Here is a 20,627-nt window from a genome sequence, read left to right as displayed (position 1 = left end):
GTCGCCGACCGCGGAACGAAATAACCGCGGAAGGCGGGAGTCATGCGCCGCTAGCTCAGTTGGTTAGAGCAGCTGACTCTTAATCAGCGGGTCCGGGGTTCGAGTCCCTGGCGGCGCACAGAAGAAGGGCCCTTCGCGCGAGCGAGGGGCCCTTCGGCATTCCCCGCACCCTCGGCACCCTCCGCGTCCTCCGCGTCCTCCGCGTCCTTCGCGGTCAGCCTCCGGTAGGCGTCCTCGCCCGGCGGCCTCCACCACACCGGATCGGTACACCGGACCCCCTCCCGCCGCGGCAACGCCCGGTGGATCTTGTCCGTGGCCGTCACCGGCATCCGCTCCACCACCCGCACGAACCGGGGCGCCGTCTTCGTCCCGAGGCCCGGCTGGGCCGCAGGAACCGCGCGAAGGGATTCGGGCCCCGGCCCACCGGCTCGCCCGGCCCCGGCATCACGCCGTCGCCGCTCGCGGCGAGCGGGCCCCTCAGAACCGGGACAGCGACGCCCACTCGTAGATCAGGAAGATCCCGGCGGCCACGAGGAGGACCAGCCAGACGGCCGTGCTCGCCGCGTCCTTGCCGGCCTGGGGCTCGCCTGCGGTGGCCCGGTCCGGCTCGTGCGGGGAGTAGTAGACGAGGACCAGTTCGCCCTCGGCGCGGTCGCGGGGGCCGCCGGCCTCCTTGAAGCGGACGGCCCGGCCGTCCTGGGTGGTGTAGTCGTACTCGTGCCACTGCACCCGGCGGGCCACGTTGTCGACGAACTGGGTGGTGACCCACGCCCGCACCACCCGGGCCTGCGCGGTCAGACCGCTCTCCCAGGCGGCCCGCCGCTGCCGCGTGCGGCGGACCAGTCCCACCGCGGTCGCGACGATGACGCCGAGCAGGAAGAGCATGCATATGTTGAAGAAGGCGCCCATGGCGCGCGTACCCCCGTACGTCGGTTGTCAGGACTCGCGTGCGCCGGGGATCAGACCGGAACCGGCCGTACCGGCGCACGCGGACCCTACCCGAGGGGGGATCAGAAGGTGACGTCGGAGCAGGCGTAGAACGCGTTGCCCGTGTCGGCGATCGTCCACACCGCGAGGATGACGTGGTGACCGCTCAGCCCGGACGGCAGGGTGCCGCTGTGGCTGAGGGTGGCCGGCGGGCGCTGGCCGTTGTACGGCACCGTCAGGAACGGGGTGAGGTTGAGGTCCGAGCGGGACAGGCCGTGGTTCTGGTTCCAGCCCGGCTTGGTGACGTAGTACTTGAAGTCCGTCGTGGCGTGCATGGCGGTGAACTGCCAGCGGAAGGTGTACGACTGACCGCCGGTCACCCTCGTGGTGGGCCAGGCCCCGCCGGACGGCGTCCGATCCGAGCTGAGCTGGGCGAAGCGGCTCAGGCCGCCGTTGCAGATCTGGCCGTCGGCGGGGCCGGCGGCCGGGAAGCCCTTGGGGCCCTCGACGCTCTGCGGCTCCCACTGGATGTCGCCGCAGTTCGTCACGGTGCCGTTCTGGCAGAGCTTCTGCCTGCTGATGGGGAGGTCGGTGTAGCCGTGCCCGCTGGCGCCGCCGGTGGAGAGCACGAAGGCTCCGGCGGTCACCACGCCCAGCACGGCCGCGGATAACGCGGACAATCTGGTCTTGGTGCGCATGCTGTCGCTCCTGGAGAACGTGGGGGATGTTCACTGAGCTGAGCTGTGCGGTAGGTCTAGACCAAGTCTCAGATTATTACCGTCAATTGAACACGTCCATACCGATTGCGGAATCGGTCGCGTGCCCGGTCCCGGCCGTCGACTGCCCGGTTCCGGCCGCCGGCCCGGTCACGTCGGCTCCCCGCGACCCGAGCAGAACGCCACCGTCAGATCCCGGACCAGGAGCTTGCGTTCGTAGTCGTCGAGTTGGACGAGCCCGCGCACGGTCAGCCGGGTCACCGTGTCCTCCACCGAGTCCACGACCGAGTTGAGCATGACGGACCGCTGCTGCGCGTCCAGCGCGGCGATCCGGCGCCGGTGCATCGCGGCGGCGACCTCGGGGTCGTACTCGGCCCGCAGCGGCTGCACCGAGAACACCTGAAGACCGGCCGGCGCCGCGTCCGCCGCCACCAGCCGGGTCAGCGCCTCCCCCGCCACGTCCCGCACGCCCCGCACCCCGCCCGGCGGCTCCACCGGCACCCGGGCCAGGACCGCCTCCACGCACTCGCGCAGATACCGCTCGTGCTCCTCGACCCCGAGCAGCGCCCGCGCGGTGTCCCGCACCCGCCACACCACCAGCACGACCACCCGCAGCGCGACCCCGTTCGCGTCCGCCGCCGGCATCGACTCGCTGCGCCAGTGCCGCAGCCGTACGTCCGCCCGGCGGCGGCGCAGCAACGGGTTCACCCAGAGCAGGCCGGTACGGCGGACCGTGCCCTGGTAGCGGCCGAACAGACCGAGCACCCAGGCCCGTCCGGTCCTGCCCCGGGCCAGCCCGCCGAAGCCGGCCAGCCCGAGCGCCCCGGCCCCGGCGTACGCCGCCCACTGCGCGGGGCCGAGCCCCGAGCCGGTGGAGGCCGGCAGGCGCAGCGCCTCGACCGCGAGCGGCGGCAGCACCCCCGCCCACCAGGAGGTGGCCAGGCAGCCGGCGATGCCGCTCATCCCGGCGAACACCCCGGCCGCGCCGGGCAGCACCCGGGCCGGCCGCTCCACCAGCTCCGGGTCGACCTGGGGCACCGGGCGGCCGCGCACCGGGGCCACCCGGTGCCCCAGGCGCGGCTGCTCACCGGTGCCCTGCCGGCGGCCCACCACGGCGGGCTTCAACGGCACGGACGCGGGGGCGGGTTCGTCACGGAAGAGCAGATGGACGGGGATCTCGGTGGTGATCTCGTTCTGGATGAGCCGGGGTGGACGGGTGGTCGTGCCCGTGGCGAGCGGCATACCGTCCGGAAGTTCCTCGGGCTCGGGCGTGTGTGACGTGGTCGTACTCGTACTCATGCGTGCCTCCAGCCTCCGCGCCAGATGCTTCATGACAAGGGATTGAGAACGGGGGTCGGGATGCGCCGCCCGCGCGAGGGTGCCCCTGGGGACGGACCACGCGGACGGCGTGCCGGACCGCCCGCGTGAGTGACCGCCCGGCGGAGGCGGCCTACGCGAACAGCCGGCGCCAGGTCTCGGGCCCCGGGTAGCCGTCCGCCGCGCCGCCGCGCCAGCCCTGGCCGCGCTGGAAGGCCTCCACGGCCCGCCGGTCCGCCTCGCCCCAGACCGGACCGGGCCCTGTCTCGTAGAACCTGCCGAACCCTTTCTTCACCAACTGCCGCCCCAGCTGGGTGACGTAACTGTTCTCCACGCCCGGCCGGAAGTAGTTCCGGCCGGGATAACCGGGCACACCGTGCGAGGCGGGCTGCCCGGGGGAGCCCGTGCGGGCTGCGATGCCCTTGCCCCGGCCGGCCACCAGGAGTTCCCAGGTGCCAGGGCCCGGCAGTCCGTCGGCGTCCGCGCCGGTCCAGCCCTGGGCCTTCTGGAACGCCTGTGTCGCCTGCCGGTCGGCCTCGCTCCAGGCCGGGCCGGGGCCCTTCTTGTAGTAGGAGCCGGCGCCCCGGGCCACGAGCATCTCACCGAGCATGGTCACGTACTTGTTGTCGGCACCGGGGCCGAAGTACGACGCACCCGGATAGGGGACCGCGGTGGTGCCGGTGCCCGACTGTGCGCCCGCCGTGCCCTTCGTGAGCCCCTTGTAGCGGTAGGGGACGTACTTGGTGGCATTGGTCCAGTACTGGTACGGGGTGGGCTGGGAGCGGGTGCGCGGCGGCGTCTGCTCGTACACCTTGTAGTAGGTGTGCGTGTAGTCCGTCCAGCCGCCGAAGATCACGACGTGGGATCCCTTCTGGGGGTTGTTCTTGTTGTGGAAGAGCAGCATGTCGCCGGGTTGCAGCTCATCCTTGGTGATCTTCACGCCGAACTGGGCCAGGCTGCCCGTCCACTCGTTCGCCCCCAGCCCCCAGGCCATGGACACATAGCCCGAGCAGTCCTGCCGGTACCCGTCCGGCCAGTAGTCGGTCGTCTTGTACGGCACCTTCGCGGCGACCCAGATCTTGGCCCGGTTGATGATCGCGGTGCGGGTGGTGGCAGGGGTCTTGGTGGTCGAGGGCCTGGCCGGCCTGCCGGCCTGGCCGTGCAGCGGGGCCTTGGGGCCCTGCGGGGTGTCGGACTCTCCGTCCGTCCTGGTGACGCCGGGGCGGGGCGGGGAGTGGGGAGCGGTCTGGGCGGCGGCCGGGGACACCGCGCCGAGGGCGGCGGACGCGGCGGCGGCCACGACCATGGCGCCCCGGACCGCGGGGGGAGCGCCAGGGCGGCCGGGCAGCGGGCGAGGGGCCGTCCGTCGGACGTGGGCGCAGCCGGGGCAGACACAGTCGCTCGCGGGATCGAATTCCTCGAAGACCGGAGCGCCCATGCGATCTGCCTCACATTCGGGGTGGATATGTCCGCGAGTGTGCACGTTGATCAGTTTCACAACTGTCCGCGGGGCGCGCATGTTGACGGTCCGAATGATGTACGGCCACCCGGGGGCGCACACCGCGGGAACAGCGGGAGGCCGTCCGCCGGTCGGGAGCACCCTCCCTGGTCATGTAGAGTTTTCCTGTCAGCAGGCGCCGCTAGCTCAGTTGGTTAGAGCAGCTGACTCTTAATCAGCGGGTCCGGGGTTCGAGTCCCTGGCGGCGCACGATGACGATGGCGAGCCACGTCCGCGGAAAACGCGGACCTGGCTCGCCATCTCTGTTGTCGGCGCGGCTGCGCCGCGCGCGGTGGGGGCTCCGCCCCCCCCACACCCCCACACACCCCCGAACCCTTCCACCGGGTCCGGCGACTCCGTACGAGCGGAGCGGGCCATAAGGGACCACTTCGGCGACATCCGCGCACGGCTGTCCCCCGTCGCCACCTCCGATCGCTGAGCACCGCATGTCGCGTCCCGCGGTCACGCCGGGACGGCGCGGCACCCTGACCGTCCAACGTGCCGATGGCGTACGGCAGTTGAGAGGGAGAGCCGGACACGAGGGCGCGCGGGTGACTCAGGAGGTGGCGCCGGTGAGGTACGCCGAGACGACCACGTTGGCCGTGTAGCTGTGGCTCGCACGGTCGAAGGTGCCGCCGCAGGTGATCAGCCGCAGCTCGGCGCGGCCGGGGACGCGGGGGCCGTAGGCGAGCTGGGCGTCGAAGTGGTCGACGGGCAGGACCCGTACGTCGTCGATGGTGAACTCGGCGACCTTGCCGTCGGAGCGGACCACCCGGACCGTCTCGCCGGGCTTGAGGGTGCTGAGCTGGTAGAAGACGGCGCGTCGGGTCTCGGTGTCGACGTGTCCGACCAGGAGCGCGGGGCCGGCCTCGCCCGGTGTGACCCCGTCGCGGTACCAGCCGACGACGCCGGGCTGGTCGAAGGGCGGCGGGTCGACGGCGCCCCGGGAGTCGAGGCCGCGGGCCACCACCGGGGCCTGGATGCCCAGTTCCGGGATGTCCACGCGTTGCGGGAGCGCGGTGCCCATCGGCTCGGCCGGGGAGGGCAGCTGGAGGGACCCGAGGCCGGCCACGTCGCCGCGGGCGGGGCCGGCCGGAAGGCCGGTCAGGTCACGGCCCCACAGCCACAGCCCGCACAGCAGGACGGCCCAGGCGAGGACCGTGATCAGACGCCCGGTACCGGTGGCGCGGCCCTGGTCGTCGGACATGGCAGCGCGGGCCCCCTCAGTCCGTGCCGCGGCTCCGGCGGGCCCTGAGCACCCCGACGGCGGCCGCGGCACATCCGGCGAGCGCCAGGCCCGTCACGCCCTGGGCGGTGTCGGGCCCGGACCCGGTGGTGGCCACCGTGGCGAACTGGGCGGCGCCGCGCTCGGCGGCGTCGTCCTGCGCCGCGGGACCGCCCGGGGCGGTGCCGCCGCCGCCCGCGTGGACGGGGGCGGCGGGTGAGGACAGCGCGTCCGGCTCGTCGGCCGACGACTGGCCCGGGGTCCGCCCGGACTGGCCGTCGGCACGGTTCGCGACCGTCATCCGCTCGGTGAAGGAGGAGCCGCCGCAGCTGACTCGGACGTCGTACGCGCCGGGCTCCAGCGAGGAGCGGACCCGGGTGTCGCCGCCCAGCGCGCCCTGGGCGCCGGTCAGCCGGGCGTCGGAGACGAACGCGTCCGAGACGGCGGTGCCCTGTGATCCCGGGCAGCCGCGCACCCGTAGTGACACGTCGGTGCCCGGGGCGGGGGAGGCCGGGGACACGGTGACTCCCCCTTCGTTCGTGCCCCCGTCCGCCGCATGGGCCGCCGGGGTGAGTGCGGCGACGGCGAGAATTCCGGTACTGAGAGTGAGGCGAAGTGAGCCCATCGTGAAACCTCCAGATATTGGGAGGCTCCCCCGTACCGTGCGCCTCCGCATCCTCGGGAGGCGCACGTTTGCTCCATACGGGTGGCTCGATGTCCGGCGGGCCCTGCTCCCCGCCCCTCTCCGCTCCCCGCTCAGACCATGTCGACCAGGTCCGCGATGGAGTCGACGATCCGGGAGGGACGGAACGGGTAGCGGTCGATGTCCTCGGGCTGGGTGACACCGGTCAGCACCAGGAAGGTGCGCATGCCGACCTCCAGGCCCGCGAGGACGTCGGTGTCCATGCGGTCGCCGATCATCGCGGAGGTCTCCGAGTGGCCGCCGATCACATTGAGTCCGGCCCGCATCATCAGCGGGTTGGGCTTGCCGACGAAGTACGGCTTCTTGCCGGTCGCGGCGGTGATCAGGGCGGCGACCGAGCCGGTGGCGGGCAGGTCGCCCTCGGTGGAGGGGCCGACGTTGTCCGGGTTGGTGGCGATGAACCGGGCGCCGTCGTTGATGAGGCGCACGGCCTTGGTCAGGGACTCGAACGAGTAGGTGCGGGTCTCGCCGAGGATCACGAAGTCGGGGTCGTGGTCGGTGAGGATGTAGCCGACGTCGTGCAGGGCGGTGGTCAGGCCGGCCTCGCCGATGACGTAGGCGGTGCCGCCGGGCCGCTGGTCGTCCACGAACTGGGCGGTGGCGAGCGCCGAGGTCCAGATGTTCTCGACCGGCACCTCCAGGCCCATCCGCTGGAGCCGGGCGTGCAGGTCGCGGGCGGTGTAGATGGAGTTGTTGGTGAGCACCAGGAAGGGCCGGCCGGACTCGCGCAGCTTCTTCACGAAGGCGTCGGCGCCGGGGATCGGGACGCCCTCGTGGATCAGGACACCGTCCATGTCGGTGAGCCACGACTCGATGGGCTTGCGGTCTGCCATGTGTGCGTCTCCTGGCGTGCGTAAGGTCGAGAAAGTTGGGGGCGCCGGAACCACGGCGTACCGACGCCCACAGCCTAATCAGGAGGTCCGGGTCCTGACCCCGGTGCGGACATGGCGACGCCCCCGGTGGTCCCGGGGGCGTCGCGCGTCGGACGGGCTGTCGGCGCGGATCAGCTGCCGGTGGCGGACTTCCAGTCCTCGACGTAGGTGGTGAGGTTGCCGGAGACGTCGGTCCAGTCCGGCGTGAAGATGTCCACGCCGTCCATCACCTTGGCGAGCGCGACGGCGTTGGCGTCGGTGGCCTTGACGTCCTGGCGGGCGCTGAAGCCGCCGCCGATCTCGCTGACCTCCTGCTGCTGCTTCTGGTCGAGCATGAAGTCGAGCAGCTTCTTGCCGTTCTCGCTGTGCGGGGCCTTGGTGACCAGGCCGGCCGCGTAGGGCAGGGCGAACGTGGTGGGCTTGCCGCCCTTCGTGGCCGGGAACCAGATGCCGAGGCCCGGCATGTCCTTGGACTGGGCGTAGTTCATCTGCACATCGCCGTTGGCGACGAGCAGTTCGCCCTTGTCCACCTTGGGGGCGAGCTTGCCGGTGGAGGCGGACGGGCCGACGTTGTTGGCCTGGAGCTTCTTCAGGTAGGCGAGGGCCGCGTCCTTGCCGCCGAAGTCGTGCATCGCCTTGATCAGGACGGCCGTGCCGTCACCGGCGACACCCGGGGTGGAGTACTGGAGCTTGTTCTTGAACTTGCCGTCGAGCAGCTGCTCCCAGGTGGTGGGGGCCTGCTTCAGCTCCTTCTTGTTGTAGATGAAGCCGAAGTAGTTGTTGACGATCGAGGTCCAGGTGCCGTCGGGCGCCTTGTCGGCGCCGCTGACCTGCACGGAGCCCTTCGGCTCGTACTTCTCCAGCAGGCCCTTGCCGCCGGCCTGCTGGATGAACGGCGGCAGGGTGACCAGCACGTCTGCCTGCGGGTTGTTCTTCTCGCGGACGGCGCGCTGCACCATCTCGCCGGAGCCGCCCTCCACGTACTTGACCTTGATGCCGGTCTTCTTCTCGAAGTCGGCGAAGACCTTGTCGTACCAGCCGTCGCCGTTCTCGCCCTTGAGGCCGTCGGCGCTGTAGACGGTGACGACCTTCTCGTCGGAGGCGGCGGAGGAGGAGCCACCGCAGGCGGACAGCAGCGGGGTGGCGACGAGGGAGACGGCTATGGCGAGCTTGAGGGTGTTCCTGGGCATGACGGGGTGAACTCCTTGCGGCGAAAGGGGTGGTGAGGAGCGGAGCGGCAGGGTCAGCGGTAGGAGGCGCGGGTGCGGATGCGGGAGACGGCGAACAGGACGAGGAGGGTCGCCGCCATGAGGACCACGGCGACGGCGGAGCCCGCGAACAGGGCGCCGCGGTCGGTGGCCGCGTAGATGAGGACGGGGAGGGGGGTCCAGTCGGGCGGGTAGAGCATCATCGTGGCGCTCAGCTCGCCCATGGAGAGGGCGAAGCAGAGGCCGGCTGCGGCGGTGAGCGACGGCAGCAGGAGCGGCAGCCGCACCCGCCACAGGACGTACGCGGGCCGGGCGCCGAGGGAGGCGGCGGCCTGCTCGTACGCCGGGTCGAGGCGGGTGATCGCCGCCGACACGGACTGGTAGGCGAAGGCGGTGACCAGCACGGTGTGGGCGAGGATCACGATCCACCGGGTGCCGTTGAGCAGGATCGGCGGCTTGGAGAAGGCCACCAGCACCGACAGTCCGACCACGACCGACGGCACGGCGACCGGCAGGACGAACAGCGCGTCCAGCACCCGGCGGTAGCGCTTCTTCAGGCTCGCTCCGGCCAGCGCGGCCCAGGTGCCGGCGGCCAGCGCGAGCAGGCTCGCGGTGACGGCGGTGACCAGGCTGGTGGTCAGGGCCTGGAGGGACTCGCCGCGGGTGGCGGTGCGGTAGTGGTCGAAGGTCAGGCCCGAGGGCAGGACGCTGGACCAGTGGGTGGCGAAGGAGGCACCCAGGACGACCAGGAGGGGCAGCGCGAACAGGGGCAGGAAGAGGACGAGGAACACCGTCCACGCGGCCCACTTGGCCTTGCGGCTATGCACCAGCACGACGGCTCACCACCCGGTAGAGGCCGTACAGACCCACGGAGATCAGGACGTTGACGACGGCGACCACGCACGCGCCCGGATAGTCGGACTCGAGGATCGCCTTGCTGTAGACGAGCATCGGCAGGGTCGTGACGCCCTTGGCGCCGGTGAACAGCACGATGCCGAACTCGTTGAGGCAGAGCACCAGGACGAGGCTGCCGCCGGCCGCGAGCGCGGGCAGCGCCTCGGGCAGGATCACCTGCCGCACGATGCGGGGGGCTCGGGCGCCGAGCGAACTGGCCGCCTCCAGCTGGGCGGTGTCCAGCTGGGAGAAGGCGGCGAGCAGCGGCCGCATCACGAACGGCGTGAAGTAGGTGACCTCCGCCAGCAGCACGCCCCAGGGCGTGGTCAGGAACTGGAAGGGTCCGTTCGCCGCGCCCGTGACGTCCGTCCACAGCCCGTTGGCCATGCCGACACTGCCGTAGATGAACAGCAGCGCCAGCGTGATCAGGAAGGACGGGAAGGACAGGAACACGTCGATGAACCGCGCCACCGCCTTCGCCCCGGGGAACGGCACGAACGCGATGACCAGCGCCAGCAGGAACCCGAGGACCACGCACCCCACGGTGGAGGCCAGCGCCAGCCAGACGGTGGTCCACAGCGCGTGCCGGAACGCCTCCGAGGCGAAGACGTCGGTGTACGGCTGCAGGGAGGTGCCGCCGCTGTCCGGCTGGAAGGACTGCTGGACGACGAGGGCGAGGGGGTAGAGGAAGAAGAGGGCGAGGAGGGCCACCGGGGGCAGCGCCCACAGCAGCCGCACCCCGGTCGAGCGGGCGACGTTCGCGTCGCGGCTGCCGCCCGGCCGCGACCGGCCGGACACGACGCCCGCCTTCTGTACGGCCTCAGCCATGGCTGACTCCCGCGGGCAGCAGCACCGCGTCCTCGGGAGCGAAGTGCAGGGACACCTCGTCGCCGAGCCACGGCGGGTTCTTCAGCTCCAGCAGGTCCGCCATGACCGTGTGCCCGTCGACGTCGACGTACAGCCGGTGCGTGGCGCCGCGCCACTGGATCTCGGTGACGGTGCCGACGACCCGGTTGGGGCCCTCGCCGAGCCCGACCAGGTGCGGCCGTACGCACAGTGTGGCCCGCGCCCCGGGGAGCACCCCGTCGGTGCCGACCTTCAGCTCGATGCCCGCGAAGGAGACGTACCCGTCCCCGACGGTCACCGGGACCAGGTTCGCGCCGCCCACGAAGGAGGCGGTGAACTCGTTGGCCGGGGAGCGGTACAGCTCCCGCGGCGTCCCGCAGGCCTGCAGCCGCGCCTTGTCCATCACCGCGATCCGGTCGGCCAGCGTGAGCGCCTCGACCTGGTCGTGGGTGACGTACAGCATCGACACGTCCGGCAGCTCCCGGTGCAGCCGGGCCAGTTCGGCCAGCATCCCGGAGCGCAGCTGGGCGTCCAGCGCGGACAGCGGCTCGTCCAGGAGCAGCACGTCCGGCCGGATGGCGAGCGCGCGGGCGATGGCGATGCGCTGCTGCTGGCCGCCGGACAGCTCCCGCGGATGGCGGCGGGCGTAGGAGGCCATGCCGGTCATCTCCAGCGCCTCGGCGACCCGCTGCCGGATCTCGCCCTTGGGGGTCTTGCGGGCCTTCAGTCCGAAGGCCACGTTCTCGTCCACCCGCATGTGCGGGAAGAGGGCGTACTGCTGGACGACCATGCCGATGCCGCGCTGGTGCGGCGGCAGGTCCGTCACGTCCCGGTCGCCGAGGAACACGCGCCCGGAGGCGGGCCGTACGAACCCGGCGACCGCCCGCAGCGCGGTGGTCTTGCCGGATCCGGACGGCCCGAGGAGCGCCATGACCTCGCCGGGCTCGACGGTCAGGTCGAGCGAGTCGAGGACGACGTTGCCGTCGTAGGCGACCGTGACGGAGTCGAAGCGGATACCCATCTCACCGGGCTCCCGTGAGCAGCGCGGGCAGGTCGGCGACGGAGTCCAGGACGTGGGAGGCGCCCGCCTCCCGGAAGGTGTCGTCGCCGTGGGCGCCGGTGCGGACACCGGCGACGAGGCCCGCTCCGGCGCGTACGCCGCTGAGCACGTCGTAGGACGTGTCGCCGACGACGGCGACCTGCCGGACGTCCTCGGCGGCCTTGGTCCGCACGAAGGCCTCCAGGACCATGTCCGGGTACGGCCGCCCGCGCCCGCCGGCGTCGGCCGGGCACAGGGTGAGCGGGACGAGGTTCTGCCAGCCGAGCGCGGCCAGGATGGCGTCCTGGGTGACCCGGGCGAAGCCGGTGGTCAGGACGACGGTACGGCCGTCGGCGAGTATCGCCTCGATGGCCTCGCGGGCACCGGGGACCGGGGCGATGAGCCCGGCGTCGACGAGGTCGCCGTACGCCTTCTCGAAGGCGGCGTTGGCGCGCTGGGCGAGGTCCTCGTCGCCGAACAGGTGCCGGAAGACGGAGATCTTGGACTCGCCCATGGTGGCGCGGACGTAGTCCAGCTTCTCGGCGTGGTCGGCGGAGCCGGGCTCGACGCCCAGCTCGGCGGCGGCCGCCTCGAAGGCGCGCTCGACGAGGCCGCCGTCGGCGACGGTGGTGCCCGCCATGTCGAGGACGACGAGACGGATATCGCGGGTGTCGCGGATGTCGTGGATGTCGCGGATGTCGGTGGTCAACTCTTTCACCAGCCCAGTTCGTTCGCGGTGGTTTCGGCTATCGCGGGCGAGCAGGTCATGCCGCGCCCGCCGGGCCCGGTGACCAGCCAGACACCGTCGCTCACCTGCTGGCGGTGCACGATCCGGCTCGTGTCGGTGCACTGCGCGTACACACCGGCCCAGCGGCGGCGGATCTTCGGCAGCGGCCGGCCGAGGAGGGACTCGACGACCTCGGTGAGGTGGTCGTAGGGGTCCTCGAGGGTGTCGAAGGCGAAGGGGTGCTCGTACTCGTGGGTGTCGCCGATGGTCAGGCCGCCGTCGGCGCGCTGCACCATGAGCAGCTGCATCTTGTGGTCGGCGGCGGTCCGCGTCTGCGCCTGGCCGGCGTTGAGCGCGTCCAGCTCCGCGGAGGCGTAGGCCGGGTAGTACCGGAAGCTGTCGGCGTCCGCGACCGAGGTGGTGAGCGGCTCGCCCAGCGGATCGGTCTGCATCATCTGGAGCCGGACGCGGCGCACGGGCAGGTCGGGCCCGGCCAGCTCGCGGACGAGTCCGCCGAGCCAGGCGCCGGTGCACAGCACGACGGCGTCGGCGTGGTGCACGTCGCCGTGGTCGTCGCGCACGCTGCCGGCGCCGACCACCTCGCGCACCTCGCGGCCCGGCAGGAAGGTGTAGTTCGGGGACTTCAGCAGCTCGGCGCGCAGGGCGCGCTGGGCGGTGCGGGGCTCGACGGCGGCGTCGCGCTCGCAGTGGAGGGCGGCGGTGAACTCACCGCGCAGGGCGGGGTTGATGGCCCGCGCCTCGCTGGGGGTCAGCAGCTTGTAGCCACGGGCGGCGGCGTCGGGGCGGGCCACGGCGGCCTCGGCGACCGCGAGCTCGAGGTCGCCGCGCACCGGGGTCAGGGAGCCGTTGGCCCGGAACCCGAGCGCGGGCACCCGCGCGCCGATCCCCTCCCACAGCTCCCGCGCCCGCAGCGCGGTGTCCAGCTCTTCCCCACCCGCACGTCCACTGACCCAGATCTGGCCGAAATTGCGCAGCGATGCGCCGCGAGCCTCCGCCTCACGCTCGATCTGGACGACCTGATGGCCGCGTTCCACTGCATGCCAGGCGTGCATGGTGCCCACGACGCCTGCTCCAACGATTGTCACTCTCACGGGTCAAACACTCCTCGGAGTCGGGTAACCGGAAGGGTCCGGATGACAACGAGAGGGTGAACGACCCGTCACTTTTGGGCTAGACCCGTTATCTTTCTGAGACATAACAGGGGTGCCGATAGGCGGATTCAAGCCGTTATCGAACCCCTGAGCCGGGCGTCATCACCTGGTGAGGCGGGCGGAACAGGCCCTCGACGGCCCTCGATGGCCCTCGACGTGCGCGGTGGACCCTCAGCCCTCGAGATGCGTGGTGAAGGAGAACCGGTCGCCCCGGTAGAGGGAGCGCACACGCTCCAGCGGCCGGCCGTCCGTGTCCCGGGAGATGCGGTGGATCAGCAGCATCGGCAGGGCGGGCGGGGTGCCGATGAGAAGGGCCTCGCGCGGGGTGGCCAGCACGGTCTCGATGCGCTCGTCGGCGTCACCGCAGGCGATGCCCTGGGCCTTGAGGTAGGCGTAGAAGGAGGAGTCGGGGTCGAAGTCCCGGTCGAGACCCGGCACCCGCTCGACGGCGACGTACGTGCTCTCCAGACCGACCCGCTCGTCGTCGGCGAGCAGCACGCGCTCCAGGTGCCAGACGGGTTCGCCCCGGATGAGGCCGGTCTCGGCCGCCAGGGGCGCCGGGCACGGGAAGCTGTCGAGGGTGACGAGGGTACGACCGGGGGTACGGCCCTGCCTGCGGACGCCCTCGGTGTAGCTCGCGAGCGACAGCGGCTGGGCCAGCTTCGGCCCGGCGACGACGGTGCCACGGCCCCGCCGCTGCAGGCGCCCCTCCAGCACCAGCTCCCGTACTGCCTGCCGCACGGTCTCGCGGGCCACGTCGTACCGCTCGGCGAGGTCCCGCTCGGTCGGGATGAGGCCGCCCTCCCCCAACTCCTCGAGCAGCGCGGCGAGTCGCGCCTTCACCGCGTAGTACTTCGGAATGCGCCCGTGCTCGGGAATGCCGGAGCGGACGGGGGCGCCGGGGGCCTGGTCGTTCGGGTAGTCCACGCAGACGATCGTCGCAGATGAGACGGGGTCGAGGGCGGATGGGGTGCTGAGATGGCGAGGAACTGCCGCACGGGCGGGGCCCGGAGAGCGCGGGGAGGGGGCGGGGAGGGAGCAGAGAGCGGACGGGGGCTGGGCGGGGCGGGGGCGGCGTGCGGTGGGGGGGGCGTGCGGGTCGACGAACTGGTCAAGGCGCTGGTCAGAGCGCCGGTCGGGTCGCTGGTCAGAGCGCTGGTCAGCGACGCCTGCGGGTCAGCGCGAGGACGGCGCCGCCGACGGCGAGGAGGGCGATGGCGGACGCGAGGACACCGCGCGTGAAATCGGGTCCGGTACTGGCGAGTTCGCGCGCGCGTTCGCCGGCTTCCTGGGCGTCGTCGGCGAAGGGGAGGGGCGGGTCCGAGGGTGAGTCGGGGTTGGGGCGGGGGGTGAGGGTGGAGGTGGTGCCGGGGTTGAGGCTGGTGGTGCCGGTGCCGGTGCCTGTGCCGGTGCTGATGGAGGCGCCGGGGGAGGTGGCGGTGGGGGACGCGCCGACGGGGGTGTCGGATCCGGACGACTTGTCGGAGGGGTCGCCGGAGGGGTTGCCGGGCGGGTTGCCGGAGGGGGTGTGGGCCGACCCGGTCCCCGTGCCGTCCGAGTCCTGTGTGCCGTCCGCGTCCTGTGTGCCGTCCGAGTCCTCGGACCTGTTCGGTTCCTCCGCCTCCCCCGTGTCTCCGTTCCCTTGCGCGTCCTGCTCGTCGGCGACTTCGAAGCGGTACTCGTTGGACTCGCCGATCCAGTCGCCGTCCTGGCCGCGGCGCTGGACGACGGCGGCGTTGGCGGTGACGTGGTCGGGGGCGGTGTCGGAGGTGAGGGCGAGTCTCACCTTGACGCTGACGGTCTTGCCGGCCGCCACAGTGAACCCGCGGAACCCGTCCGCGTCCAGCACGCCGACCAGTTCCTGCTCGTCGGTGGTCTCGAAGCGGACGGGCCTGGCGTGGGAGCCGTCGTAGAAGTCCAGCTTGGGCTGCGACGGCTTCAGGCTGCGTTTGTCGTCGACGAGGACGACGACCGGGTGGACGTCGGTACAGGTCTGCCGGGTGGTGTTGGTGAGGTCGATGTACCAGGTGCCGTAGCCGCCGCCGGCCTCGTAGGAGGCGGGGCCGCCGCGGATGCCGGCGGTCACGGGGAAGGCGCGGTCGCCGGGTGCGGAGCAGGAGGAGGTCTCCGCGTGGGCGAGGGCCGGCGAGAGGGGAGCGAGGGCGGCGGCTGCGGCGAGGCAGAAGGGGAGGCCAAGCAGGGGTGGGGGTGAGGGCGGGGGCAATCGCATAAACACATAACCCTGCTGGGTGGGGCGGGCAGCTGGGGATGCCACTCCGAGGGCGGGCCCAAGTTCGCTCGATCAGCGGAGGCCGAGGTAGCGGGTACGGAGTTCGCAGGGTCGGGCGCATGGTGGCCGGTCGCGGAGTTCCCCGCGCCCCCAGGGGTTGCAGCCCCGCCGGCCGCCCAGGCGTGGCAAGGCGGGGAACGGCCTCCTCGGCCGCCTCAGTTGTCCGCTCGTCCGAAAACCGGGGCCAGCAGCAGTTGGGCGGCTCCCTCGGCCACTCCTCGGTCCCCGCCCGGGGCCACCCGTACGGGCACCGTCCCCCCGAGCATCCCCTCCCGCCGGGCCCGAGCCGTGAGGACCTCGCAGACTCCGTGGACGTACGTGTCCGGAGCCGAGGCGATGGTGCGTCCGCCGAGCAGGACGAGGTCGATGTCCAGCAGACCCACCAGGTTGCCGGCGCCCTCGCCCAGCACCCGCGCCGCCTCCTCGACCTGTCCCCGCGCGACGGCGGCGAGGCACAGCACCTCCATGCACCCCCGGTTCCCGCACCCGCACAGGGGCCCGTCCAGCTGGATCACCTGGTGTCCGAACTCCCCGGCCCCGGTCCGCGCCCCCCGGTGCACACGTCCGCCGATCACGAGGCCGGCCCCCAGCCCCGTACCGAGGTGGAGGTAGGCGAAGGACCCGCCCTCACCGCGCACCGAGAGCCCGAGCGCCGCCGCGTTCGTGTCCTTGTCCACCACGACCGGCACCCCGAGCCGCTCGGCGAGCGCGTCCCGCAGCGGAAACCCGTCCCACTCCGGGAACCCGGTGACCCTGTGCAGCACCCCTCGCGCGTGGTCGAGTGGCCCCGGCAGGGCGACCCCGACCCCGAGGAGCGACGGGACCTCCCCGAGCCCGACCTCCCCGAGCCCCCGGTCACCGCCCTCACGCTCCCGGCCACCCTCCAGGTGCCCCCTGCCGTCACCCCCGAGAGCCTCCTCCACCAGCCCGGTCACCTCCTCGGCGACCGACCGCAGCACGGCCTGCGCTCCGCCCCCCAGGCCGACCGTCCCGCGCCGCTCCCCCACCACCGCGCCGTCCAGGTCGGCCAGTACGACCCGCAGCTCGTCGCGGTCCAGGTGGACCCCCACCGCATGCCCGGCCTCCGGCACCAGTCGCAGCACGGTGCGCGGCTTGCCTCCGGTGGAGGCCCGGCGGCCGGCCTCCGCAGCGAAGCCCTCCTCCCGCAGCCGCGCGGTGATCTTGCTGACGGCCTGGGGGGTCAGCCCCGTCCGTTCGGCCAGCTCCAGCCGGCTGATCCCCTCCGCGCCGGCGCCGCGCAGCAGGTCGAGCACGAGCGCGGTGTTGTGCGACCGCACCGCGAGCAGATTCGCGCCCACCGGGCCGCGCTGCCCCGGGCTCTGCCCCGCACCTCGCCCGGCGCCGTGCCCCGCGCCCCGCCCCGCGGACCGCCCCGTCTGCGTCCGCACCTGATCGCTCCCACTCGTCCCGCCCGTCGTCCCACTCGTCCCGCTCGTCCCGCTCGTCCCGCTCGCCGTCACGTTCACGTCTTCGTCCTGTTCACGCCACCCATCCCCTCCATTCTCCCCGCCGCTTGCACTTTGGCAACAGCGTTGCGAAAGTAGGACGCATGACTGGTACCCCCCTCCGCGTCGGCCTGATCGGCTACGGCCTCGCAGGCTCCGTCTTCCACGCCCCGCTGATCGCCGCCACCGAGGGCCTGACCCTGGACACGGTGGTCACCTCGAACCCCGAGCGGCAGGAGCAGGCCCGCGCCGAGTTCCCGGACGTCCGCGTCGCCGGCGACATCGATGAGCTGTTCGACCGCGCCGGCGAGCTGGACCTGATCGTCGTCGCGTCGCCGAACAAGACGCACGTGCCGTTCGCCACCGCCGCGCTCGCGGCGGGTCTGCCGGTCGTGGTCGACAAGCCGGTCGCCGGCACCGCGGCCGAGGCGCGCGAGCTGGCCGTCCTCGCCGAGGAGCGGGGCCTGCTGCTGTCGGTCTTCCAGAACCGCCGCTGGGACAACGACTTCCTGACCCTGCGCGGCCTGCTGGAGAAGGGCGAGCTGGGCGACGTATGGCGCTTCGAGTCCCGCTTCGAGCGCTGGCGCCCGCAGCCGAAGGGCGGCTGGCGCGAGTCCGGGGACCCCGCAGAGATCGGAGGTCTGCTGTACGACCTCGGCAGCCATGTCGTCGACCAGGCCATGGTCCTGTTCGGCCCGGTCACCGAGGTGTACGCCGAGACGGACGTCCGCCGCCCCGGCGCGGAGACGGACGACGACACCTTCTTCGCCCTCACGCACGCGAACGGCGTCCGCTCCCACCTCTACGTCTCCGCCACGACCGCCCAGCTCGGCCCGCGCTTCCGGGTGCTCGGCTCGCAGGCGGGCTATGTGAAGTACGGCCTCGACCCGCAGGAGGCCGCCCTCAGGGAGGGCCTGCGTCCCGGTCCCCGGTGGGGCGCCGAACCTGAGGCCCTGTGGGGCCGGATCGGTTCCGGGGAATCCCCGCTGACCGGCGGCGGCCGCCCCGTACCGACCCTCCCCGGCGACTACCCCGCCTACTACGCGGCCGTGGCCGCGGCCCTGACCGGCGCCGGCCCCAACCCGGTGACCGCCGTCGAGGCGGCCGCCGCACTCGACGTACTGGAAGCGGCCCGGCGTTCCGCCCGCGACAAGGTGACGGTGACCCTCTGATGCACCACCCGCAGATCACCCCGAAGTTCTCCCCCGAGATGACCCCGACCGTGGAGGAGCTGGAGGAGCAGGAACGCCGCCTGGTCTTCCGGCAGTTCACATACGACGACGCCTGGGCGCTCGGTTCCCTCCTGGTCGAGATGGCCCGGGAGCGCCAGGCCCCGGTCGCCATCGACATCCACCGCGCCGGCCAGCAGCTCTTCCACGCGGCCCTGCCCGGCTCCACCCCGGACAACGACGCCTGGATCGCCCGCAAACGGCGGGTGGTGGAGCGCTACGGCGCCGCCTCCTACCTGGTCGGCACGCGCTTCCGCGCCAAGGGCACCACGTTCGAGGAGTCCTCCCGCCTGGACCCGGACACGTACGCGGCGCACGGCGGTTCGTTCCCGATCAACGTCGAGAACGCGGGCATCATCGGCAGCGTGACCGTCTCCGGTCTGCCCCAGCTCCAGGACCACCGCCTCGTGGTGGAGGCGCTGGAACGGTTCCTGGAGAGCTGACCGGGGACGAGGGCCGACCGGAAGCGAGGGCCGATCGGGGATTAACCCCGGACGCCCTCCGGTTGGCACCGGTGTCACACCCGTCACGGCACCGCACCCGACCGGAGGGACCCACGTTCATGAGCGACACCCCGAAGCTTCTCAAGGAGTCCGTCGGGCGGTACGGCATCTGGAGCCACGGCCTGCGCTCCGAGGACCCGTCCCTGCGCGGCGAGATCGGCGAGGCCGCCGCCGAGCTGGAGGAACTCGGCTACGGCGCCGCCTGGCTGGGCGGCAGCAGCGCCGCACGGCACGCCGTCCCCCTCCTGGAGACGACTTCGACGCTCACCGTCGGCACCAGCATCCAGAGCATCTGGCAGTACGAGGCCGCCGAGAGCGCCGCGGCCTTCGCCGAGGTCGAGGCGGCCCACCCCGGCCGCTTCGTGCTGGGTCTCGGGGTCAGCCACGCCAAGCTCACCGACCAGTACCGCCGCCCGTACTCGGCCCTCGTCGCCTACCTCGACGCCCTGGACGAGGCAGGGGTGCCCGCGCACCGCCGTGTGCTCGCCGCGCTCGGCCCGAAGACCCTGGACCTGGCCGGCACCCGCGCGGCCGGCGCGGTCCCGTACCTGGTCACCCCCGAGCACACGGCCCAGGCCCGCGAGATCCTCGGCGACGGCGCGCTGCTGGCCCCCGAGTTCAAGGTCGTCCTGGAGACCGACGCGGACCGCGCCCGCACCGCCGCCCGCGACACCCTCGCCATGTACCTCACCCTCCCCAACTACACCAACACCTGGCTCCGTCTGGGCTTCACCGAGGACGACTTCAAGGACGGCGGCAGCGACCGCCTGATCGACACCTTCTTCGCCTGGGGCGACGACGCCACCATCCGTTCCCGCGTCGACGCCTTCCACGACGCGGGCGCCGACCACGTGGCCCTCCAGGTGATCGACCCCGGCTCCCGGACCGAGCTGCCGCGCGAGGGATGGCGGAGGCTGGCCTCGATCCTGGCGGCGTAACCGCCACCAAGGGGCGCGGGGCCGCATCGATGTGCGGCTCCGCCGCGCGGGCGACAAGCCACAACGGACCCGCGGCCGCCATAAGACCGCGGTTCCCCCACCCCTCAGGCGGACTTGAGCTCCTGCCGCTGCCGCCCGAGCCCCTCGACCTCCAGCTCGACCACGTCACCGGCCCGCAGATACGGCTTCGGCTCCGGCTGCCCCATCGCCACTCCCGCGGGCGTCCCCGTGTTGATGACGTCTCCGGGGTACAGCGTCATGAACTGGCTGACGTACCGCACGACTTCCGCCACGGGGAAGATCTGCTCGGCGGTGGTCCCGTCCTGCTTCAGCTCACCGTTGACCCACAGCTTCAGCGACAGGTTCTGCGGGTCGGCCACCTCGTCGGCCGTGACCAGCCAGGGCCCCAGCGGATTGAACGTCTCGCAGTTCTTCCCCTTGTCCCAGGTCCCGCTCCGCTCGATCTGGAACTCCCGCTCGGACACGTCGTGCGCGACGGCGTACCCCGCGACGTGCGCGAGCGCCTCCTCCCGGGACTCCAGGTAGCGGGCCGTACGTCCGATGACGACGGCCAGCTCCACCTCCCAGTCGGTCTTGACGGACGCGCGCGGCACGAGCACGGTGTCGTTCGGCCCGACGACCGTGTCCGGCGCCTTGAGGAAGACGACCGGCTCGGCGGGCGGCTCGGCCCCGGTCTCGCGGGCGTGGTCGTGGTAGTTGAGCCCGATGCACACGACCTTGCCGATCCGGCCGAGCGGCGGTCCGATCCTGAGCCCGGCCGCGTCCAGCGCGGGCAGCTCTCCGGCCTCGGCCGCCGCCCGTACCCGGCCGAGCGCGGCGTCGTCGGCGAGCAGCGCGCCGTCGATGTCGTCCACGAGGCCCGACAGATCCCGCAGGGTCCCCTCGGCGTCGAGCAGCGCGGGGCGCTCCGCTCCGGCCGTACCGACTCGCAGCAGCTTCATGGTCACAATCTCCCTCGATCGCGGGGCGCCCGGCCGATGGGTGCAGCCATCGGAGGACTGGTCGATCCTCCAAGCACGCCATCCACTCCGCAAGA

General features: G+C 72.4%; 20 protein-coding genes and 2 tRNA genes. 5 read left to right on the top strand and 17 right to left on the bottom strand.

Annotated features, from left to right (window positions below; all coding sequences use genetic code 11):
* Nucleotides 1–44: 44 nt before the first annotated feature.
* Nucleotides 45–118 (top strand) — tRNA-Lys (locus ACWD5D_RS09080).
* Between the two features lie 359 nt (nt 119–477).
* On the opposite strand, the gene ACWD5D_RS09075 is transcribed toward ACWD5D_RS09080, so the two are convergent.
* The 4 genes from ACWD5D_RS09075 to ACWD5D_RS09060 form a co-directional block, all read right to left on the bottom strand.
* The gene (locus tag ACWD5D_RS09075; RefSeq protein ID WP_451372133.1) at nt 478–909 is read right to left on the bottom strand and encodes a hypothetical protein; all 432 of its coding nucleotides are present in this window, start codon (nt 907–909) and stop codon (nt 478–480) included.
* Between the two features lie 101 nt (nt 910–1,010).
* Entirely contained in the window at nt 1,011–1,625 is a 615-nt protein-coding gene (locus ACWD5D_RS09070) for a lytic polysaccharide monooxygenase auxiliary activity family 9 protein (protein ID WP_451372132.1), read from the bottom strand.
* 168 nt (nt 1,626–1,793) lie between these two features.
* A complete protein-coding gene (locus ACWD5D_RS09065; RefSeq protein ID WP_451372131.1) occupies nt 1,794–2,942 on the bottom strand; it encodes an SPFH domain-containing protein in 1,149 nt (382 codons plus the stop codon).
* 151 nt (nt 2,943–3,093) lie between these two features.
* The gene (locus ACWD5D_RS09060) at nt 3,094–4,398 is read right to left on the bottom strand and encodes a peptidoglycan-binding protein (RefSeq protein WP_451372130.1); all 1,305 of its coding nucleotides are present in this window, start codon (nt 4,396–4,398) and stop codon (nt 3,094–3,096) included.
* Nucleotides 4,399–4,594: 196 nt separating this feature from the next.
* On the opposite strand from ACWD5D_RS09060, the gene ACWD5D_RS09055 reads away from it, so the two are divergent.
* A tRNA-Lys gene (locus ACWD5D_RS09055) sits at nt 4,595–4,668 on the top strand.
* A gap of 346 nt (nt 4,669–5,014) precedes the next feature.
* On the opposite strand, the gene ACWD5D_RS09050 is transcribed toward ACWD5D_RS09055, so the two are convergent.
* The 12 genes from ACWD5D_RS09050 to ACWD5D_RS08995 form a co-directional block, all read right to left on the bottom strand.
* A complete protein-coding gene (locus ACWD5D_RS09050) occupies nt 5,015–5,665 on the bottom strand; it encodes a class F sortase (RefSeq protein ID WP_451372129.1) in 651 nt (216 codons plus the stop codon).
* Between the two features lie 16 nt (nt 5,666–5,681).
* On the bottom strand, nt 5,682–6,308 hold the full coding sequence (locus ACWD5D_RS09045; protein ID WP_451372128.1) for a hypothetical protein: 627 nt from the start codon (nt 6,306–6,308) through the stop codon (nt 5,682–5,684).
* 131 nt (nt 6,309–6,439) lie between these two features.
* Complete coding sequence (locus ACWD5D_RS09040; RefSeq protein WP_451372127.1) at nt 6,440–7,219, bottom strand: HAD-IIA family hydrolase; 780 nt, start codon at nt 7,217–7,219, stop codon at nt 6,440–6,442.
* 170 nt (nt 7,220–7,389) lie between these two features.
* The gene (locus ACWD5D_RS09035) at nt 7,390–8,448 is read right to left on the bottom strand and encodes a 2-aminoethylphosphonate ABC transporter substrate-binding protein (protein ID WP_451372126.1); all 1,059 of its coding nucleotides are present in this window, start codon (nt 8,446–8,448) and stop codon (nt 7,390–7,392) included.
* Between the two features lie 53 nt (nt 8,449–8,501).
* Nucleotides 8,502–9,299, bottom strand: coding sequence for an ABC transporter permease (locus ACWD5D_RS09030; RefSeq protein ID WP_451372125.1), 798 nt, complete (start codon nt 9,297–9,299; stop codon nt 8,502–8,504).
* Nucleotides 9,286–10,188 (bottom strand): 2-aminoethylphosphonate ABC transporter permease subunit, encoded by a 903-nt coding sequence (locus ACWD5D_RS09025; RefSeq protein ID WP_451372124.1) that lies wholly within the window; start codon nt 10,186–10,188, stop codon nt 9,286–9,288. Before ACWD5D_RS09025 ends, ACWD5D_RS09030 begins: the two co-directional genes overlap by 14 nt.
* Nucleotides 10,181–11,227, bottom strand: a complete 1,047-nt coding sequence (locus tag ACWD5D_RS09020; RefSeq protein WP_451372123.1) for an ABC transporter ATP-binding protein — start codon at nt 11,225–11,227, stop codon at nt 10,181–10,183. Before ACWD5D_RS09020 ends, ACWD5D_RS09025 begins: the two co-directional genes overlap by 8 nt.
* A 1-nt stretch (nt 11,228) precedes the next feature.
* The gene (locus ACWD5D_RS09015) at nt 11,229–11,885 is read right to left on the bottom strand and encodes an HAD family hydrolase (RefSeq protein WP_451372312.1); all 657 of its coding nucleotides are present in this window, start codon (nt 11,883–11,885) and stop codon (nt 11,229–11,231) included.
* A gap of 74 nt (nt 11,886–11,959) precedes the next feature.
* A complete protein-coding gene (locus ACWD5D_RS09010; protein WP_451372122.1) occupies nt 11,960–13,084 on the bottom strand; it encodes a TIGR03364 family FAD-dependent oxidoreductase in 1,125 nt (374 codons plus the stop codon).
* 231 nt (nt 13,085–13,315) lie between these two features.
* Nucleotides 13,316–14,071 (bottom strand): GntR family transcriptional regulator, encoded by a 756-nt coding sequence (locus tag ACWD5D_RS09005; RefSeq protein WP_451372121.1) that lies wholly within the window; start codon nt 14,069–14,071, stop codon nt 13,316–13,318.
* A gap of 232 nt (nt 14,072–14,303) precedes the next feature.
* Complete coding sequence (locus ACWD5D_RS09000; RefSeq protein ID WP_451372120.1) at nt 14,304–15,374, bottom strand: hypothetical protein; 1,071 nt, start codon at nt 15,372–15,374, stop codon at nt 14,304–14,306.
* Between the two features lie 215 nt (nt 15,375–15,589).
* Nucleotides 15,590–16,753, bottom strand: a complete 1,164-nt coding sequence (locus ACWD5D_RS08995; protein ID WP_451372119.1) for an ROK family transcriptional regulator — start codon at nt 16,751–16,753, stop codon at nt 15,590–15,592.
* 251 nt (nt 16,754–17,004) lie between these two features.
* Here ACWD5D_RS08995 and ACWD5D_RS08990 point away from each other — a divergent pair, with 251 nt between their 5' ends.
* The 3 genes from ACWD5D_RS08990 (at nt 17,005) to ACWD5D_RS08980 (ending at nt 19,570) form a co-directional block, all read left to right on the top strand.
* Nucleotides 17,005–18,072 (top strand): Gfo/Idh/MocA family protein, encoded by a 1,068-nt coding sequence (locus ACWD5D_RS08990; protein WP_451372118.1) that lies wholly within the window; start codon nt 17,005–17,007, stop codon nt 18,070–18,072.
* A complete protein-coding gene (locus ACWD5D_RS08985; protein WP_451372117.1) occupies nt 18,072–18,572 on the top strand; it encodes a heme-degrading domain-containing protein in 501 nt (166 codons plus the stop codon). The genes ACWD5D_RS08990 and ACWD5D_RS08985 overlap by 1 nt, the downstream gene beginning before the upstream one ends.
* Nucleotides 18,573–18,691: 119 nt before the next feature.
* A complete protein-coding gene (locus ACWD5D_RS08980) occupies nt 18,692–19,570 on the top strand; it encodes an LLM class F420-dependent oxidoreductase (RefSeq protein ID WP_451372116.1) in 879 nt (292 codons plus the stop codon).
* 104 nt (nt 19,571–19,674) lie between these two features.
* On the opposite strand, the gene ACWD5D_RS08975 is transcribed toward ACWD5D_RS08980, so the two are convergent.
* Nucleotides 19,675–20,532, bottom strand: coding sequence for a fumarylacetoacetate hydrolase family protein (locus ACWD5D_RS08975; RefSeq protein WP_451372115.1), 858 nt, complete (start codon nt 20,530–20,532; stop codon nt 19,675–19,677).
* Nucleotides 20,533–20,627: the final 95 nt, after the last annotated feature.

The organism is Streptomyces sp. NPDC002520, from assembly GCF_053595235.1.
The sequence above is the reverse complement of the archived record's forward strand: the minus strand, read 5'-3'. Positions and strand labels throughout refer to the sequence as shown.